Source organism: Mesotoga sp. B105.6.4 (assembly GCF_002896535.1).
In the GTDB taxonomy this organism is placed as follows: domain Bacteria; phylum Thermotogota; class Thermotogae; order Petrotogales; family Kosmotogaceae; genus Mesotoga.
The window spans coordinates 1-17842 of the sequence record NZ_JWIM01000076.1; the positions used below are offsets into that span (position 1 = coordinate 1).

The 17842-nt window shown below is 45.3% G+C and carries 16 protein-coding genes and 1 pseudogene; 9 read left to right on the forward strand and 8 right to left on the reverse strand.

Annotated elements, in window-relative coordinates; translation table 11 throughout:
- The 3 genes and pseudogenes from RJ60_RS15690 to RJ60_RS14195 all read left to right on the forward strand — a co-directional run.
- A pseudogene (locus RJ60_RS15690) lies at nucleotides 1–401 on the forward strand (hypothetical protein); the annotation flags it as partial.
- A 913-nt stretch (nucleotides 402–1314) separates the two neighbouring features.
- A complete protein-coding gene (locus tag RJ60_RS15865; protein WP_219725904.1) occupies nucleotides 1315–4545 on the forward strand; it encodes an SUMF1/EgtB/PvdO family nonheme iron enzyme in 3231 nt (1076 codons plus the stop codon).
- 125 nt (nucleotides 4546–4670) lie between these two features.
- A complete protein-coding gene (locus RJ60_RS14195) occupies nucleotides 4671–5903 on the forward strand; it encodes a S41 family peptidase (protein WP_103135180.1) in 1233 nt (410 codons plus the stop codon).
- A 181-nt stretch (nucleotides 5904–6084) separates the two neighbouring features.
- Here the strand turns inward: RJ60_RS14195 and RJ60_RS14200 are convergent, their stop codons facing one another.
- Nucleotides 6085–7683: an IS1634 family transposase gene (locus RJ60_RS14200; RefSeq protein WP_103135181.1), complete on the reverse strand. Its 1599-nt coding sequence runs from the start codon at nucleotides 7681–7683 to the stop codon at nucleotides 6085–6087.
- Between the two features lie 133 nt (nucleotides 7684–7816).
- Between RJ60_RS14200 and RJ60_RS16600 the strand changes: the two genes are divergently transcribed.
- The 6 genes from RJ60_RS16600 to RJ60_RS14230 all read left to right on the forward strand — a co-directional run bounded on the left by RJ60_RS16600 (nucleotide 7817) and on the right by RJ60_RS14230 (nucleotide 11677).
- Complete coding sequence (locus RJ60_RS16600) at nucleotides 7817–8017, forward strand: SDR family oxidoreductase (protein ID WP_374704119.1); 201 nt, start codon at nucleotides 7817–7819, stop codon at nucleotides 8015–8017.
- 16 nt (nucleotides 8018–8033) lie between these two features.
- Nucleotides 8034–8705 carry a deoxyribose-phosphate aldolase gene (gene deoC / locus RJ60_RS14210; protein WP_103135183.1) on the forward strand — a complete coding sequence of 224 codons (672 nt, stop codon included), beginning with the start codon at nucleotides 8034–8036 and terminating at the stop codon, nucleotides 8703–8705.
- Between the two features lie 161 nt (nucleotides 8706–8866).
- Nucleotides 8867–9973, forward strand: a complete 1107-nt coding sequence (locus RJ60_RS14215; RefSeq protein WP_103135184.1) for a Xaa-Pro peptidase family protein — start codon at nucleotides 8867–8869, stop codon at nucleotides 9971–9973.
- A 213-nt stretch (nucleotides 9974–10186) separates the two neighbouring features.
- Nucleotides 10187–10630 (forward strand): SsrA-binding protein SmpB, encoded by a 444-nt coding sequence (smpB, locus tag RJ60_RS14220; RefSeq protein ID WP_039659593.1) that lies wholly within the window; start codon nucleotides 10187–10189, stop codon nucleotides 10628–10630.
- A gap of 144 nt (nucleotides 10631–10774) precedes the next feature.
- Complete coding sequence (locus RJ60_RS14225; RefSeq protein ID WP_103135185.1) at nucleotides 10775–11338, forward strand: hypothetical protein; 564 nt, start codon at nucleotides 10775–10777, stop codon at nucleotides 11336–11338.
- Nucleotides 11339–11359: 21 nt separating this feature from the next.
- Nucleotides 11360–11677: a hypothetical protein gene (locus RJ60_RS14230; protein ID WP_258006359.1), complete on the forward strand. Its 318-nt coding sequence runs from the start codon at nucleotides 11360–11362 to the stop codon at nucleotides 11675–11677.
- An 8-nt stretch (nucleotides 11678–11685) separates the two neighbouring features.
- On the opposite strand, the gene RJ60_RS14235 is transcribed toward RJ60_RS14230, so the two are convergent.
- The 7 genes from RJ60_RS14235 to RJ60_RS14265 are packed head-to-tail and all read right to left on the reverse strand — an operon-like array spanning nucleotide 11686 to nucleotide 17842.
- The gene (locus RJ60_RS14235) at nucleotides 11686–12786 is read right to left on the reverse strand and encodes an Ldh family oxidoreductase (protein ID WP_103135186.1); all 1101 of its coding nucleotides are present in this window, start codon (nucleotides 12784–12786) and stop codon (nucleotides 11686–11688) included.
- A gap of 2 nt (nucleotides 12787–12788) precedes the next feature.
- Nucleotides 12789–13892 carry a M20 family metallopeptidase gene (locus tag RJ60_RS14240; protein ID WP_103135187.1) on the reverse strand — a complete coding sequence of 368 codons (1104 nt, stop codon included), beginning with the start codon at nucleotides 13890–13892 and terminating at the stop codon, nucleotides 12789–12791.
- A complete protein-coding gene (locus tag RJ60_RS14245) occupies nucleotides 13889–15088 on the reverse strand; it encodes a UxaA family hydrolase (protein WP_219725905.1) in 1200 nt (399 codons plus the stop codon). Before RJ60_RS14245 ends, RJ60_RS14240 begins: the two co-directional genes overlap by 4 nt.
- Nucleotides 15075–15374, reverse strand: a complete 300-nt coding sequence (locus tag RJ60_RS14250; RefSeq protein WP_039659601.1) for a UxaA family hydrolase — start codon at nucleotides 15372–15374, stop codon at nucleotides 15075–15077. The genes RJ60_RS14245 and RJ60_RS14250 overlap by 14 nt, the downstream gene beginning before the upstream one ends.
- A gap of 2 nt (nucleotides 15375–15376) precedes the next feature.
- The gene (locus RJ60_RS14255) at nucleotides 15377–16102 is read right to left on the reverse strand and encodes a GntR family transcriptional regulator (RefSeq protein ID WP_103135189.1); all 726 of its coding nucleotides are present in this window, start codon (nucleotides 16100–16102) and stop codon (nucleotides 15377–15379) included.
- On the reverse strand, nucleotides 16099–16929 hold the full coding sequence (locus RJ60_RS14260; protein WP_103135204.1) for a sugar phosphate isomerase/epimerase: 831 nt from the start codon (nucleotides 16927–16929) through the stop codon (nucleotides 16099–16101). The genes RJ60_RS14255 and RJ60_RS14260 overlap by 4 nt, the downstream gene beginning before the upstream one ends.
- Before the next feature lie 10 nt (nucleotides 16930–16939).
- Nucleotides 16940–17842, reverse strand: coding sequence for a phosphate acyltransferase (locus RJ60_RS14265; RefSeq protein ID WP_103135190.1), 903 nt, complete (start codon nucleotides 17840–17842; stop codon nucleotides 16940–16942).

Genomic DNA, 17842 nt, shown 5'->3' on the forward strand with positions numbered 1-17842 from the left:
CTTCGCCTTCTTGGCACACTGCTACCTGTGACCAGTATTATGTAAATCTAATGGACAGGTCAATACCCGGAAGGACTAAAACAGACAGGCAAATGACAAGAAGGGTTCTGCCCAGAATCGATGCCATGCTTGAATGGGGAATCGTGAAAGAAGGCGACATTATTGGTGCCAAAGATAGAGAAGATGAAGGGATTCTCCAGACTAGCGGAAAAGTGAAAGTGGGTGAAGAGGTACTGTCGCTTCAAGTATGGCTGAAAAACGTTTATGGTTGGTCTAGCGTACAGACGTATGCCTTCGCCGTCCACAAGGCTACAGGAAAGACCCTATCGCAGATTCGCGAGGAATATATGACCGAACAAGAGCGAAAAGGGTCGTCAGTTGAGGAACAGGAAGAAGTTTGAAACCATTTAGTCAAAAACAGGGTCAGACTCCATTTTTAACTGCCGCGAACACTTCAAGCAGATCGTTGAGAAATTGAAAGCAGAAACAGGCTAGGAGGCAACGCCTTGGAATTAAAAAAATCTGCGAAAAGGTGACTCCCTTTTATTGTAGCTAAGTGGGACTTGAATGTTGCCTTTTGGAGAGCAGTAGACAGGATCTGAAGAGTCTTAAGCACAGAAGAAATCACGCTATGACTTGCAGTCACTAGAAGACATTGTAGCCATCGTGACCGGGGCGACTACGATCCCCTTGGAGCCTATAGTCAATATCTAGAGCGCGCTATGTATAGTCTCTCAGAAAAGTCCCTGTAGTTATCCTGGATCCTGAAGTAGCAGTAATGCGTGTGACGCTGGAGGATTGAGAGCTGAGAAGCGCTGAAATTAATAGAAGGAGATTGCGAGAGGATTGTTCTTGTGGAAACGCCTCGAAGGTGAGACTCGATCAGTATTGGGTGGGACTTGTTGTTACTGCTTTGCTAGAATAACTATGGGAAACGCCCCTCTGACTTTCAGGCTCCATGGGATATTTCCTTTTTTCCACTCTAGATTACCCCTTAGGGTTCTCATGGAAATGATTCTCCCCGGGATTCCCTTTCTTAGGAGACAGGAGCATCCGGCGCTTCGAGAGCAAATACCCTAGGTCTGCCCAATCTTTGCAAATATCTTGTCAGGCAAAATCACCATCACTTGAAGAAAACAAGGCAGCAGTTTGACTCTTTCCCATTGCGGCCACTCTTTGCTTGCAATGTAACAAGTGCTATATTAGTTTTATACACATCTCACATCTCAAATCATGCTTCCTGAGTCTTGACGTTTTCAAATTTCTTCCTACGATGTGATGCAAATAGACGGGATATTAATGGAGGTTGTACAAATGAGAAAGCTTGTTTGGTTTCTGCTTTGTCTGCTTTTGTTATCCGGTTGTGAAGGTATAAATAAGGCGTCCACACTTATATCAGGAGATCCACAGTCCACCGCAATACCAGGAGAAATGGTCTTAGTAGAAAAGGGCGGCTTCTTGATGGGAGACAGCTTGATTATTGGAAACCCAAATGAAAAGCCGGTCCATATAGTCAACTTCTCATACAATTTCCACTTGGGCAAGTACGAAGTGACTATCAAAGAATACAGTGAATTCTGTGACAAAACCGGAAGGGAAAGACCTTACGAAGAATTCAAACTTGATCTAATACCTGCCACGGCTGTTAGTTGGTGGGATGCCATTGCTTATTGTAATTGGCTGAGCACAAAAGAAGGTTTACCAAAGGCATATGACAGCAATGGAAATCTACTCGATCTTAGTGGAAATATTACTACGGATCCCTCTAAAGTCGCTGGTTACAGATTACCGACTGAAGCAGAATGGGAATACGCAGCTAGAGGAGGAAAATACAGTAAAGGGTACAAATATGCCGGTAGAAACAACAAAGACGAAGTGGCGTGGCATGAAGACAATAACAGGGATATATATCATGAAGTGGGACTGAAATTACCGAATGAATTAGAGCTATTTGATATGACTGGAAATGTCTGGGAATGGTGCAGTGATGGTTGGAACATTTATACGGATGAACCTGTCACAAATCCATTTTTTGTTGGAGATCGTGTGAATAGAATTCTGCGTGGGGGGAGCCTTGTCAGTAATGATCATGACTTACATTTGTCAAGACGCATATTTAGCTCCCCAGATCAGGCGTATTCCGATGCAGGTTTTCGAGTGTGTAAAACGGTTATCGAGCAGGATTTGCCATATGTGTCAAAGCTCGGAGGACTGGAAGGGACTGTTTTGAACACACAGAACACCTTTGCATGGTCCGGAATCATTATGGAGGGAGAAATTGCAAACTATGATTACAGAATGGACCAATCAGAATGGATTAGCTGCGAGCAAAATGATTCTTTCATATGGGGAAATTATTCGAGGGGAAAACATACTTTTGAAGTACGTGCGAAATCCAATAATGGCATATATTCGAGAGTTGTTTCTTGGGAGTTCTTTGCAGTTGAATTGATAGAAGTTTCATCGGGCTCTTTTGCAATGGGAGACACTTTCGGCGGAGGATATAGCGAAGAACTCCCTATCAGTCTCGTAATTCTAGACTATGACTACAATTTAGGTAAGTGTGAAGTCACTTTCGACGAATACGACGCTTTCTGTGAGGCTACGGACAGAAGCAAACCCAACGATCAGGGTTGGGGAAGGGGAAGCAGACCTGTAATAAACGTAACCTGGTGGGACGCAATTGCTTACTGTAACTGGCTTAACGAAATGGCTTCACTTCCCAAAGCATATAACAAAAATGGTGAGTTTCTTGATAGGGATGGAAATTTGACTTCAAATCCATCGAAAGTAGTAGGCTACAGACTGCCAACGGAAGCAGAGTGGGAATACGCTGCAAGGGGCGGGAACAAGAGTAATGGACACAAGTATGCTGGAAGCAGCACCGTTGGCGACGTCGCTTGGTACGATTCAAACTCGGGGGGCAGGACTCAGGAAGTTGGTCAAAAGGCATTTAATGAGTTGGGCATCTACGATATGAGTGGCAACGTATGGGAATGGTGCAGTGACCTATTTAGTATTTACAAAGCAAAAACTCTAGTTAATCCGTTCAAGTCTTATTCAAGCTCAAGTTCACGAGTAATTAGGGGTGGCAGTTGGTCAAACAATGAAACCTATTTGCGGGTTTCTTGTCGTCTTAGCAAAGAACCTGAAGATGCCATTAATACTTTGGGGTTTCGCATTTGCAGGACTGATATTGATATCCGTATTCCTGTTATTGAAAGAGTAGATGGCCCTAATGGTAAGGTTTTCGAACCCGACGTGACTTTCGTATGGAATGGAAGCGACTACGATGGTTTAGTTGCAGTTTATCAATACAGAAAGGATAGCGGTGAATGGGAAGAATTATTTGAATTGAAAGTCAGTTATACGTGGCGAAATGTTTCAGGTGGAAGCCATACTTTTGAAGTCAGAGCAGTCGACAATGACGGGTTCTGCTCAGAACCAGTATCTTGGTTCTTCTGGAGAGTGATAGAAGGCGACAAGGTATTTGTGGAACGCGGTTCAAATTCGATAGAAGAAACCCTACTTGGCACAAGGATCCTAGATCATGATTTCACTATAGGCAGATATGAGGTAACAATATCAGAATTTCGCAAGTTTTGTAGAGATACCGCTAGGGAAATGCCAAATGTTGACCTCGTATCTAGCGATAGTTGTCCTGTGTTCAATGTCAGTTGGTGGGATGCGATAGCTTACTGCAACTGGTTGAGTGATAGCGAAGAGCTTCCAAGAGCTTACAATAATGCCGGTCAACTTTTGGATTCCAAAGGCAACGTTACTAAAGATTTAGGAGAGGTAGTTGGCTATCGCCTTCCAACTGAGGAAGAGTGGGAATTTGCAGCCAGAGGCGGTCAAGTTAATAATGGCCATAAGTATTCCGGCGGAGATGATGTCGAACTTGTGGCTTGGTATTCTGGTAATTCTGAAGCAAGTTCTGGATTCTATACAAGAAAGAGAAGTCCGAAAGAAATCGGCCAAAAACTACCAAATGAACTGGATCTATTTGACATGAGTGGAAATGTCTGGGAATGGTGCACAGACTCAAATAAAGCAATAAGAGGGGGTAGTTTTGAAGATGGCCTATCGTACGTTGTGGTTACTTCACGAAGAACAGTGCTCCCCGATGTCAGTAGCGAATCTATTGGGTTTCGAATTTGTATAACTGGTAATCACGAGGTGAACTACCGTTATGAAGAAACAGCTACCAGTACGTCACAAAGCTTGACCGAGGATCTCTCATATAAGAATACCATTCTTGGCCTTACGGTATCAGATATTGTCGAAGAAGACAGGGAGAGGCTCCGTTTGTCTAAAGAGTTCTGTGGGGTGATAGTCAGGAGTGTGTACAGCGAAGGAATAGGTAGTCGGCTGGGATTTTCCGAAGATGATGTGATAACGAGGGTAAGTATTAATGGTAATCAACAGAATGTCGATAGGTTAGTTAATTTCGAGAATGTTGTGGCTAGCATTGAGAAGGGTGACTATATTGCTTTTGTTATCTATCGTGATGGAAAGAGATTTGTTGCTTCTTTTCAGTACTAAGAGTGTACACACATTCACAGAAAACGATTTGAAGTAGTTTGATTACAGGAGGACATTCGAACGAAAGAATGATAGATTCATATCTCTTACCTGTATCGTTCTAAAAATGGAAGGGAGGAAGCCAGATGGCAAAGAGGAAGTTCTTCAGGATGTCTGTATGGTTAGCTGTCCTGGTAGGAGTTTTTTTCCTGGGCGCGTTTTCGTCAATGACAAATGATGAGATGTTCGAGAAGTTCAGGCCCGTTTTCGAGATACTTACGTACATAGATCGCAACTACTATGGTATCGACAAAGTTGATTATGACGATGTGCTCAACGAAACCTTAACAGGTACGATGCGTGGACTCGACGATCCCTTTGCATGGTACTTTGATCCGGTTAAGGTAAGGGAGAACGAACTGGATACTGCCTCCAGGTACGGTGGGATAGGCTATACGGTTCAGTACAACATTGAGTTCGACTGTCTTGAAGTGGTTGCCCCAACGGCCGGAAGCCCTTCCGAAAGAGTGGGCCTTAGAGCAGGCGATTTGATTCTCACGATTGACGGAGTGGCGGTGTCGGAAGTCGGTTATTACGGTGCAGTGAATATGCTGAGAGGAGATCCCGATACCCAGGTAGTTCTTGAGGTCTACAGAGAATCCATAGAGGATCCCTTTTTTGTAGAGATCACAAGAGCACTCACAGAGATAAAGAGTGTCAAGACGGAATTGCTAACTGTTGAAGATGCCGACATTGCTTATATTCAAATAACCGGTTTCAACGCACCAACTTACGATGAATTCGAGGATGCTCTAAAGCTTAGCAAAAAAAGCGAGGCCTTCATTATCGACCTTCGCAACAATCCAGGCGGGCTACTGCAGAGCGTTCTGAACATATCATCACTGATGCTACCAAAGGGCGAGAGAATCATGACAATAAGATATCGAGACGGTAAGGAAGAGATCTACAACTCCTGGGGATCGAAATATAACTCATACTTCACCAATAAACCAATTGTTGCGCTTGTCAATGAGGGGAGTGCGGCAGGGTCAGAAATACTTGCAGAAGCATTGAAACAAAGTGGATTGGCAACGATTGTAGGCACAAAGACTTTCGGTTTGGCTGCGATCAGGACTGTTTTCAATCTCTCAAACGGAGGAGAAATATGGTTGACAACTGCACACTACTTTGCTCCGGATGGAAGCGACATTCATCTTCAGGGGATAGAGCCTGACATTGTTGTTGACAATGAAATCCTAGAGGAAGATGCGAGAGAGTTGACATTATCAGAGGTATCAGTAGGTGACGAACAGGATCTTCAGCTTTCGAAAGCTATCGAGACAATTCTCGAAAGACTGGGAGTTAAGGTCGCTAATTGAAGCAGGCGAGTTTTTCTGTTTCAATATTGATTTCACTTATCGCTTTGGCTTTATATATAGAGTCATACTCCCATTTTACAGACTACGTATGGGCCTTGTTATCAATGATGCGCCTAACTGAAGACGGTCTTCGCTTTCCTTGCATGCCATTTGATGTTTCTATATCCTGCATTCGCGGAAATTATAACGAGGGGGATTCCACACCCAGTTTGGCGTAGATATCCTTCTGCTTTTTGGTGACTTCTCCGATCAAGCGGCCATGTTCGGGTGATTCAAACCTTTCAATAGTGTCCAGTTCGTCAAGGAGACCCTGCAATGTCCAGTTCTCGAAGAGACCGGTGTCCTGCATCTTCTTCTTTATGTAAGAGAGATAGATAAGAGCCACAAACTGGACAAACAGCTTTCCATTCAGGGATAGTTCAGAGGAAACCTGCATTCTCCTGAAATTCAACCGGTCTTTCAAGTTGCCAAACCCCTTTTCCACTATGTCTTTACTGCGATAAAGCGATAAGGCCTCGAAGGGATCGTTGACTCCATTGGAAAGCAGTGCGAAATAGCCATAGTTTCTTGCCGCTTCACGCATAGCCTCTTCCTTCGGTGTGACTTTCCTGCCCCTTTTGGTAAGAGTAAAGTATTTGTCGTACTCCTTAATACTGTATTCCTTGAGTTTGTTGTTCTTCAGGTCATTGTATAGTCTGCTCAGATAATCGTTCATCTCGGTCTGATCTTTTGCGGCCTTCTCGGGATTGAAGAAAAGATGCAGATACGCTCGCCTTTTCGAGCTTAATACGTCCCCTTTGTTGGGTCTTTCCTGTTCATAATCCCACTTTATTGTTCGACACAAACCATATACTCCGAACTGAGGTTGCAGATTTGACCATAGCTGAAGGTTATCGCGTTCTTCTTCGAGGACCTCTTTCACATAGTTAAGACTCAGTTTGACACCTATGATGAATTTCTGGTGGTTCTTGAAGAGCAGGTTGATGTTCTCTCCGCTGTAAAAGCCTCTGTCAAGAAGGACACTTACCTTTTTGTATCCCATGACATTGAATTCAGCCATGAGCTGCTTGACTGTTTTCACATCTGTGATATTGCCTGGAAGTTTCCGGTAGTAAAAGGGAAGTCCAGACTGTTCACCGAAGAGAAGGGCAAGGTTGATTTGAGGTAGTCTGTCGTACTCTTTGTTTCTTCCCTTCTTGACCTGTCTCAGTGTCTCTGAATAACTGGAGATGGAAGTGATGTCAAAGGCCCAGTATTCTTTCTCAATTCTACGTCTGCCCTGCTTCTTGAAGAACATCATCCTCTCTTCTTCTGAAATGGATTGGAACAGCTCACTGCTGCGCTGTGATGGTATGTCTTCTCCATAAGGATGGGCATGCAGTCTCTGCCAATGAGAAAACCGACTGAGTGAGTTATTCTCTTCGAGAATAAGATAATAGGCTATCGATAGAATCATTCTATAACGGTCGGGAAAGCAGGCTTTCAAATCGGCCGCGACTTCGGTGATCTTTCCAACCTGATCGAGAAGATAGCAAGCACCATAGAAATCCCTTCGGATTTTGGTTATTGGTACAGGTCCAGGCTTTCTCAAGATGCCATCCTTCTGTTCAGAATCCTTCCTGTATGGTCTGGTCGGTACGATTTCTCCAGTGTCTGGATCCAGCTTGCCGATTAAGGTTCTCTTGGCTCTGGACTGTTGTTTTTCCCTGTCCCAATAGGCTTCGTTTTTGTAGACATATGTGATTCCTGTTTTCTTGTTCTTCTGATAGACAATTCCCATCTCTTCACCTCGTTACATACATTATAATATATAACGAGGGATAAACCTATAGAAAATAACTCTAACGTAGTCTTTTCAATGCTTCACGAAGGTTTTCATCGTTAGACTTTTCGGGAACTTAGGTTACAACGCAATTTGCCCAGGAACTATTGAAACCAGAATGATTGAAGAAACAATGAAGATCAAGAGGGAAAAGTGGTTGGAAGAAATCCCCATGAAGAGATTCGGAAAGCCTGAGTACATAGCAGATATGGCCTCATTCTTAGCATCTGACAAAGCTTGTTGGATTACTGGCCAATCAATACGCGTTAATGGAGGAATAGTCACACCTTGAAAGGGGATGAGTTGCATTGAGTGAAGAAAGCTTGACGAGAATGATTGATTCAACGATGTTGAAACCCGACGCAACTAAGAGGGACATCGAAGAAGTTTGCAGGCTGGCCATGGAATACAAATTTATGACTGTTGCTATTGGGGCTTCCTGGATTGAGTACGCATCGGAGATATTGAAGGGTTCAGAAGTAGGAGTTGATGCACCGGTAGGCTTTCCGAACGGCTATTCTACAACTGAATCGAAAGTATTTGAAACAAAAGATGTCCTATTGAAAGGTGCAAGTGAAATAGATATGGTCATAAACATAGGTTGGCTGAAGAGCCAGATGTACGATGAAGTGAAGAATGAGATATTGGCTGTAAGAGATGCGGCCAAAGGCGTAGTCATGAAAGTCATTCTGGAAGTTCATTACCTGACAGATGAAGAAAAAAGGATAGGAGCTAACATAGTTGCAGATGCCGGGGCCGATTTCGTGAAAACATCTACAGGTTTTGCCGACACCGGCTGCACTGAATCCGACGTTAAGCTCCTGCTGGACGAGGTGGGAAACAGGATCCAGGTCAAAGCGTCAGGCGGCATAAGAAAGCTTAGGGACCTTCTTAGATACCATGAGCTCGGTGCGACGCGTTTTGGGGCAAGCAATGCACATCTCCTGATCGATGAATTAAGGGAGACGCCGTTTTATTGATGTGTAAGTGAAGGCATCATTGCTTTTGGTTTTTTGAGTAATGCAAGGGGATTATCGGTTGGTTTTCAGTGTTTCGTACAGAGAACTAGCGTCTCGTTTTTTGCTCGAAAGCAGGTAAGATAGATATGAAAGCCAACCTTTTTTGTTTAGGAGTGGGGGAAATGCTTTTAGAAGAGTTTAGAGATAGGGTCAAGAGCTTGAGAGAGCTAATGGCTGCCAGAAGTGCAAGCGCCCTTTTATTGAGCAAGTGCTGTAATTTCTCATGGTTCACTTTCGGAGCCAGGAGTCACATTGCCCTGAACTCCACCGAGGGAGAAGCCTCAATTCTCATAACAGGGGACCGCGTCTACATGATCACAAACAATATTGAAAAGCAGAGAATTCAGGAGATCGAGCTGGATGAAAGTCTTCTCGGAGAATTCGGGTTTCTTGAGTATAGCTGGTTTGAGCCCTCCGGAGAGAAAAGGCTGCTGGAGAGCGTGGTTAACGGGAAGCTTATATCGGATACGGGAAGATACTCAAGCGAGTATGTTGATATAACACCCATGCGGAGCGTCTTAAGTGAGACGGAAATCGACACGTACAAAGCTCTGGGAAGAGAGTGCGATGAAATCTTCTCCCTGATAGTGCCGGATTTGAATCGACATATGACTGAGCTGGAGGTTCAAGGGCTTTTCTATAGGGCCATGGCAGAGAGGGATATAGAGCCGGTGTTGACACTGGTCTTCTCGGAGGAGAGCTCTCTCAGTTACAGACACAATCTTTCGCGAGATGTCAGACTGGGGAAGAGAGGCTTCGCGAGTATCTGTGCAAGAAAACGAGGGCTGATAATCTCTTCGAGCAGGTCTTTTCTGTTTGAGGCATCAGATGATATCAGGAGGCAACACGAACAGAACTGCCTCATCGATGCAAAGGTTATCGGATGCTCGAAGCCAGGAGTGAAGCTTTCACAGGTTTTTGAGAGGCTAGTAGAGGCCTATGAAACGGCTGGCAGGGCAGGTGAATGGAAACTTCATCACCAGGGAGGAACTGCGGGTTACCTCCCCAGAGAGGTGATTGCTAACCTGAAGAGTGATATCGTTCTCCAAATTGGAAACGCGGTTGCCTGGAACCCGACAATTAGAGGCACGAAGTCCGAGGATACTGTACTTGTAGGCAAGTCACAGAACACGATTCTGTCATTTCCCGATTCGAGCTCCTGGCCGGCTCTTGAATTCGAAATAGACGGTGTATCAGTTAAGAGGCCTGAGATTGTTATTGTTGACTGAGCGACAGTATCAGACCGAGAATCGCTTTTTTCATAATTGACTTATCAAGTTTCATTTGAGTCAACGAATAAGAGTTATAATGAATTGGGCATGGTTTTCTCTTGTCTAAAACAAAGAGCAGACCATAAAAAGGGGTCTTGTTAAGATCCCTTTTTTGAAATGCATAGACCTTGTGCTAAAATGAATTCCGTTCAGCGGGACGGAGGGATCTCAATGAAAACAGTAGTTACGAACAAAAAGGCACGTTTCCAGTACCATCTTATGGATTCATACGAAGCCGGGATCGAGCTTGTCGGCACGGAAGTAAAATCTCTGCGCCTTGGTGGCGCTTCTTTGATAGATGCCTATTGCAAGATCGAGAATGGAGAGATTTTTCTTATGGAATGCAATATCAGTCAGTATACACATGGAAATGTTTGGAATCACGAGCCGCGCAGAAAACGAAGGCTCCTTATGCATAGGAAGGAGATACTGAGGCTCGATCAGAAGATCAAAGAAAAGGGATTGACGATTATTCCTTTGAGGATATATTTCAACGAAAGAGGAAAGGCGAAGGTTGAGATTTCGCTTGCAAAGGGAAAGAGGCTTTTCGACAAGCGGGAAGATATCGCGAAGAGGGATGTTGAAAGAAGGATGCGTCAACGGACAGACTTGTGAATAATTTTGCTTCCTGGGCGTATTTTTCTTCCGAATAGAGCAGCAATAATGGCTTTGAACCTCAATACTGTTGTGGTATAATCAATCTGTTATATACTGCCAATAACGCCAATAGCTTTGCAATTATTAAGGGGAGGTGTATTTATGAAGAAAGTCGCTTTAGTAGCTTTGCTCCTTTTTGCGGTCTCACTGGGTCTCTCTACGCCTAAAGCGCTTATAGGTGGTGGTTTTGGAATCAATGCCACTAATCCAGTTTATCAGCCAGAGAGATGGGGTGCCGGTGCTTTTGATCTCTCTCTTCAGCTTCCATTTACTGATAAGATTGGAACCATGTTGAGTGCTCAGGCTGCAATCAGATATCCGACCAATAAGATTGGCCTTTTAAATGCTGACATTTACTTTCAGGTTCTCGAGACGCTCAATCTGAAGGTGAGGCTGCTTGTTAGTGTGGGTTCAGTTCAGGATACCATAGCCGGTCAACAGTCCTGGGAGATAGGAATACTTGATCTAGGAGCTCCTCATCTTGCTCTCGGTGGTGGGTTCCAGATAATGACACCGATCACTGACAAGATGATTCTCAATGGATTTGCCAGGGGTTACAGAGTGAAAGACTATCAGACTCGCCAGGAGGGAGACTTCCCCGGCGGAGATTACTGGCCCCTTCCCGAGTTCTTCTCTGTAGGACTTGGAGTACTCTACGAATTCTAATCAAGAGCTAAAGAGGCTTTTTTGAGCAAGTATTTTTTGCTATTCTTTGTTCTATTTTTTTCTATTGTTGGTTTAGCGGTAACGGGTTACGACAAATTCTTACATTATTCTGTTAGTTATACCGCCTTTGGCCTTTCAAGTTACCTTCTTGGGGACACAGGCGGTTTTGCCTTTACCGCATTACTGGGTGTGGGGAAGGAAGTCTGGGATCTGATTTCAGGCAGAGGTTCCGCGGAGGTTGGAGACCTCATCGCAGACTTTGCAGGCATAGCATCAGCCTATAGTTTTGTTCGCAGCCTGCCATTCAGGCCGATAATAATCTTTAGATGGGTATTCTAGAGGGCAATTCATTCATGTTGAGTTCCGGTCAGCGGCCAATCGGCAGGTTTCTTGATGCCGTGTTTCTCTGCCAGTGTTGTGAGCAGTAGTTTTGTCTTGTTATCCAGTTCTATTCCCGACTCTAGAGATCTCTCCCTTGCTAATGCCTCTTTCTCTCCGTGATAGTAGATCTTTTCATGACCCTCGGCTTTATCACTTGAAACAATTTCATCGACAATCCTTTCCATGTGTCTTACTAGGTGTGAAGCTTCTCCAAAGAGCTTAAGGTCTAAACAGCCAAAGAAGTGGCACACGCCAGCCTGGGAACTCGAGTAAGTCTTTGCGCTCCAAGTCCCCAAAGATAGCCCGGCAGACAGCAGATCTACAAGAAGCGCCATCCCAAACCCTTTGTGACCACCAAAATCCTCATCGGATCCTCCCAAGGGAAGAATACCTCCGGAGTTTCGATTGTTGAAGTTGTTCAGAACCCTTCTGGGAGAGGTTGTGCTACTACCTGTTTCATCCACTGCCCAGCCGTTTGGAATGTCTCTTCCCAGCCTATCGTAAACCTCTAATTTTCCCCTGGTCACAACGCTAGTAGCCATATCCAGTATGAAATCCTTCTTCGATCCAGGGATGGCTACTGAAAAGGGATTTGTTCCAAGAATGGCCTCCTTCCCGAAAGTCGGAACGACGAGAGGGTAGCTGTTGGTCATCGCTATCCCTATCATCTTTTCTGAAAGCGCCTTTTCGGAGTAATAGGCTGAGATTCCGTAGTGATTTGAGTTTCTGACCGAGACAAGGCCGATCATCGACTTCTTCGCTTTGGTTATTGCAAGATCCATCGCGTAGTTGGAAACACATTGTCCTGGGCCGCCGTTACCGTCAATTGTGGCCGAAATCGGAGTATCATGTACTATCGATGGCTTGGAATCGAGCAGGATATTTCCGCTATCTCTTTCCTTAATGTACCTACCAAGTCTTGCAACACCATGTGAAGGAATGCCACGCAAATCAGCTTCCAACAAAACGTCCACTATTTCATGAGCGGCCTCTATGTTGAAATTCTCGGAAAGAAGGATCTCTTCGCAGAGCTTCCTGAGGTTTTCATATGCTACGAGTCTACCCATAATTATCTAGTCCTTTCAAAGTAGTTCCTTGCTATTTCTACATAAAGCCTTCGGGCCCTATGGACTTCTTCAAGTTCCACATATTCGTTCGACCTGTGCGCCATTGAGGGGCTTCCGGGACCTAGTATTACTGTCTCAATCCCTTGCGATGCAGTAAAGGCACCGTCAGTGAAGTAGGTCATTGAGAGCTCTTCGGCTTTCAGGGCTTTCTTTTTGAGCACTTCCTTAACAGATTCAGTGAGAGTGCCTGAAGAGGAGAAAGACTCCCTGTTGAGCAAAATGATTTTCTCTGATTGATTGTATTTGCTTAGAACGGAATCTACGAGAGCGATGATTTCTGAAGAATCTGTGTTCTCTGCAAAACGAATGTCGATAACACATTCGGCCTCATCGGGAACCGTATTTTCTTTTGATCCACCTCGAATGATGTTCAGGCTCTCAGTAAGGCCTTCTATTTTCCCTAGAACCTGAGAAAGCTCATTGTAGGCACTGAAAAGCCTTGTAACTGCGTTAACTCCGTTTTGCGGTTGCGAACCGTGCGCTGATTTGCCTCTGAATTTCAGTTTAAGCCAGAGCGCTCCCTTCTCTCCGGTGGCAAGTCCTAAAGAAGTGGGCTCACCAATCAGCACAGCCGAGATGTCGAATGGTTTGTGTTCAAGAAAGTTCTGTATTCCCGAGCAACCGACTTCTTCGTCGCACGTGGCAAGAAGAGCCACGTTTCCGCAGAACTCCCTATCTTCCGAAAGATCTACAAGCGCCGCAATTAAGGCCGAAAGACCACCCTTCATATCTGCGGAACCTCTGGCATAGAACTCCCCGTCTATCTGTTCAGGTTTGAAAGGATCGGTATTCCAGTTTGAACCGGCGGGTACAACATCCATATGACCGGAGAAGACTAAATATGAGATTCGGGGATCGCGTTCGATCCTTGCAAGGAGATTCGAACGGTTATCGGCAACTCGGTGAATCTCTACGCTCACTTCTTTTCGCGTGAGAGTTCTCTCGATTATCGATACGGCGAGATCTTCATTACCCGGAGGATTCGTTGTGTTGGCAGAGCATAACTCAAAAAGAAGACTTTCGAGTTGGGAATCACTGTAACTCATAGTTTTATCCCCACATTCCAGATTGAGAAATCATCCTGTCCAAGAATCTCTGATTTTGTCTTTTCGCCGTTAGCAACTCTCAGAACAAGTTCGAAAAGCCTCTTTCCGCCTTCTTCTAATGTCTCTTTTCCGGAGATTATCGCACTGCAATCAAAATCGATGTTCATCTTCATCTTTTTAGCCGTTTCGTGGTTTCCAGTTATTTTTATAACAGGTGCTATCGCATTGCCTGTAGGAGTTCCCTGCCCGGTAGTAAAAAGCACAACTGTAGAGCCACCGGCAACCATTCCTGTGACAGATTCTACATCATATCCGGGCGTATCCATAAGGTAAAGACCTGGCTCCGGATCAATTAATTCGCCGTACTCTTTAACACCTACTATCGGTACTTTGCCGCCCTTAATCATTGCTCCAAGCGACTTTTCTTCAAGTGTGGTCAGTCCTCCCCGTACGTTCCCAGGAGAGATGTTGTTGGGGACGTTTTCTTTATCCACCACATCGCGGCTGTTCTTCATGCTTTCATCAATCATTCTCTTCAGCATCCCTGCAAATCGCCTCTTCATCTCTTCATTTTTCATTCTCTCAAAGAGGAGGTGTTCTGCACCGACCAGTTCAGTGGTTTCAGAGAGTATCACACAACCTTCTTCTCTCCATAGAATGTCGGCAGCCTCGCCGACTACAGGATTGGCCGACAAACCCGAAGAGAAGTCGGAACCACCGCATTCCATGCCTAGGACAAGTCTTGAAAGCGGAACTTCCTCTCTTTCACTCTTCGAAGCTTCCTCTACCATTTTCCTGACAATTGCAGTTCCCCTTTCTACAGCTTCTACGGTTCCGTAGTCTTGAACCATTATTAGTCCGGCCGGTTTTCCGCTGTCTAGAATCACGTCCCTCAGTTCATGTGGGGACACCCTTTCACAACCGAGCCCAACAACAAGAACGGCTGCCACATTAGGATTTAGCGCAGTATTAATCAGCGTTCTTCTAGTCTGCTGAAAGTCATCTCCCAGTTGAGCGCAGCCTTGATTGTGGCTGGCCACTACCGACCCGGGAACAGCGGCCGAAATCTTTCTGGCAACATTCGAAGAGCAAAGAACACTGGGGAGAACGAGGACGTGATTTCTCACTCCAACACTTCCGTCACTTCTTAAATAACCCATCATGGTCTTCATAATATCTGGCCTAAGCCCTGTCACCTCCCTCTTTGATCTCCGTTCGTTCGCTTACAACATTTTGGATGTGAACATGCTGGCCCGTCGAGATGTTCGAAGTTGCAATCCCTATCTTGTTATTGTATTTAATTATTCTCTCGTTTCTTTTGATGTCTCTCACCGCGACTTTGTGACCGAAAGGTATTTCTTCCTTCGCAACCAGCATCTGCAATCCGGAAACACCCTTCACCTCTATCTCTTCGCCGATATCCACTTTCTCAAGCACCGTTGCGACATTGTCGTTTAAAGACAGCAAAATAGCATGCTTCATTTCTAATCCTCCAAATGGGCAAAGCTTTCTTTGGCAGCATAGTCAATATGGTTGGAACTGAGTATAGAACATATCATATTCATTGAGTGCTTGAGATGAACTTCCAGGGCAGCAGAAGCCTTCTCCAGGTCTCCTTCCAGGATGCTCTGCGCGATTTTGAAATGTTCCTCCATCTCGTTAATTATCCAGTCTTTTTGCTGTTCAAGAAGGTAGTATTTGATCACGTTCCGCATTCTGGCGAGCAGTATCGAGATCTTCGACATCATTTCAATTAGATATTCATTATTGCAGTTATTGAGTATCTCCCTGTGCAGCCTGTAGTCAATATCGTAAGGAACTTTGTTCTTTGTCTCCTCCGGTTCCGAGAGGTGTCTTCTCATCCTCACGATCAGATTCGATATGATCTCTCTGTCGATCCGATTAATTGATTCACTCAATGCAAGTTTCTCCAGCACAAGCCTTATCGGGAAGAGCTTCCTGACGTCATTTTCGAGAATCTCCTTTACGTAAAAACTCTTGGCGGCTCCCGGCGCGACAAGACCATCTTCCTTCAGCTTGTGGAGAGCCCCCCTTACCGGAGTAGAAGAAACACCGTAGATTCTTCTCAGCTTCTCGATCGTCAATCTCGCTCCGGGAGGGATTTCCAGTTCTACGATGCTATCCCTTATTGATCTGTAAAGCTGCTGCTGGATTCCCTGAAAGTGATTTGTGTCTGCCAATCTGTTCAAAGTGATCCCCCCAGGATTTGAGGGAAAGCTTTCAGAAATGAAGCAGTTTCCCTTAGAGTTTCTATCTGATCTTCATCGCAGAAGACCTCGACACTGTATTCACCGACATAACTCGATCTGCTCAGCATTTTCAAGAAGCTCTGAAAATCAATCGCGCCCCGCCCCAGAGGTTTGTGATTCGTATCTGCTAGGTGAACGTGTTTTATCAGCTCGATGTTCGAACTTACAAAAGCGGGATCCTTCAACTCATCGAAATGGTCAGAGTCAAGGAGAATTCCAAAACTCTTCAGCTCTCTCTCAGAAAGAAAAGAGGCGGCTTCGACACAGTTATTAAGGATCGGGCAGACCACCTTCCTCAATGGTTCTATCAAGACGGACAACCCCTCGAGTTCACTTCTCACATATGAATCGATTTTTCCCAGCGATTCTCCAAGCCTCTCGAGTGACCTCTGGAGGCCGTCGGACCATATTACTCCCCTAAGTCTGCCGATATTAAGGTTAACTCCTAGAGCATGTGCCTTCTTGGCTGCCTGCAAAAAGGAGTTCAGCGCTCTCTTTCTTTCGTTCGCGTCTATGTGGTTCAGGTAAAGGCCGGCAGTTCCTGCCATCTCGCCAGTGCAGAGAAATATGCACTTCAAAGAGTACTGTCGCTCGAGTCGCTTCAGTTTTTCAACATCCACTTTTTCGGGTTCGGCGACCATGAGCTCAAAAGAGTTGAAACCGGCACCCGCCACTGCGGCGAGCGTCTCTTCCAACCTGCCGGTGAGGCCAGTGACCTTTGCACTGGCCGGAATATCCTCGTTGGCCACCATAAAGCTTACTGCCATCTCTTTCACCTCAGCCCACCGCACTCACTAGTGCCATTGAGAGCGACACCGCTTTTGCGAATTCATTGTCGCTCCTCGATGTGAGAACAACGGGGAATCCTGCTCCCAAAAGGAGCCCGGCCGTCTTGGACTTGCCTAGATGTACGAGCCCTTTAATAAGGTTGGCCGCTGATTCAAGATTAGAACAGACCAGTATGTCGGCCTCGCCTCCGACCTTAGACGTAATTCCCTTCTTCAGTGCCGCTTCCTTTTTCAGGGCAGTATCTATGGGCAGGGGTCCGTCCACGAGACACACTCCAAATTGCCCTCTTTCCGCCATTTTAGACAACACGGCTCCTTCAACGAGGTCGCGATTTGTTACCGACACTCGCTCATTTATACCGATTACCGCGACCCTTGGTTCACTTATTCCGATCGATCTTGCAAACTCAACGGCATTCCTGAGTATCTCTGCCTTTTCCTTCAAATCAGGTGCAACGTTGACCGTCCCATCAGTTATGAAAAGCAGTCTTGGATGCTCGGGGACCTCCATACAGGAAATGTGACTTATAAGCTTTCCGCTAGCCTTTACCCTGGGGCTCTTGAAGAGCTCTCTCAGAAAAACGGTGGTATTGATGTCGCCTTTCATTAGGACGGCGGGAGTATCTCCCTCCAAAGCAGAGACTGCATTTGAAGCATTATCTTCTTCAGATTTCCCTTCGACAACACGCGTCGTGTTCAGAAACCCTTCAGATGCCGCCTCCTTTATCTCTTCCAATCTTCCGAAGAGAGTGAATTCAAAATTGCCGTTAGAGGAGGCAGTTGATTCTATGGCCTTCATCGTCTTTCGATCATGCGGTTGCACGCAATTTACTCTCACGCGCTTCTGCAACTTACTTGCTTCAAGAATGAACTCAGAAAGGGAATTAATCAT